Annotated in this window: 1 protein-coding gene; it reads left to right on the top strand. The window is 61.9% G+C overall.

The window, feature by feature from the left end; translation table 11 throughout:
• Window positions 1-158 precede the first annotated feature (158 nt).
• Window positions 159-923 (top strand): FAD-dependent oxidoreductase (locus tag H6A60_RS11815; RefSeq protein ID WP_205104871.1); only part of this gene is annotated, 765 nt, incomplete at its 3' end.

Consider the following 923-nt stretch of genomic DNA (forward strand, 5'->3'; position numbering starts at 1 on the left):
TTCCCCGACTGTACGCAACGGGCGAACTGATCGGCGGCGTTCACGGCGCGGCTTACATGACCGGAACGGCCGTCGCCAAGGCCATGGCCTTCGGACGCATCGGCGCGCTTGAAATCGCAACGATCAAAAACTAAACGCGAATATAGAGGAGTCTTCTCATGAACCAGTCTCGTCGCAGCCTGCTCAAGTTTTCCGCGGCGTCCGTCGTCGCTGCCGGCCTTGCCTCCAAAGCCTCTGCCGTGCCCATCGCCCCGCCGAAGAAGTGGGACGAGGAATACGACATCGTGATCGTCGGCGCCGGTGGCGCCGGTCTCGCAGCCGGCGTCGTTGCGGCCCAGAAGGGGCTCAAGGCCGTCATTCTGGAAAAGGAAGCCTTCATCGGCGGCTCGAGCGCCCTTTGCGGCGGCAAGTGGGCAGTTGCGGACACTGCCGAGCAGCGCGCCAAGGGCATCAAGGACAGCCCGGAAATCTTCCTCAACGACATGCTCAAGACCGGACAGAACAAGAATGATCCCGAGCTTGTCAAGGCCTTCATCAAGGCGAGCCGCGAACACTACGACTTCATGACGAAAGAACGCGGTCTCAAGCCCATCGAAATCGTTGCCGCATCCGGCATGAGCGTGCCGCGCGCTCACAATTTCAAGCCCTCGGGCGTTTTGAACGACATGAAGAAGTACGTCTTGGAACACGGCGTGTCGCTCGTCCTCAATACGCGGGTCGAACGCCTCGTCTGGGATGCCGAGAACGAAGCGATTGCAGGCGTCAGAGTAGCCGCGAAGAACGGCGTGCGTTGGATCAAGGCGCGCAAGGGCGTGCTCCTTGCCGCTGGCGGCTTTTCGATGAACAAGAAGCTGCTCGAAAAGTACGCGCCCCTCATGCTCCGCGCCGATGCGACGGCGGGCGCAGGCTGCACGGGCGACGGC

Source organism: Sutterella massiliensis, from assembly GCF_016899755.1.
GTDB lineage: Bacteria > Pseudomonadota > Gammaproteobacteria > Burkholderiales > Burkholderiaceae_F > Sutterella > Sutterella massiliensis.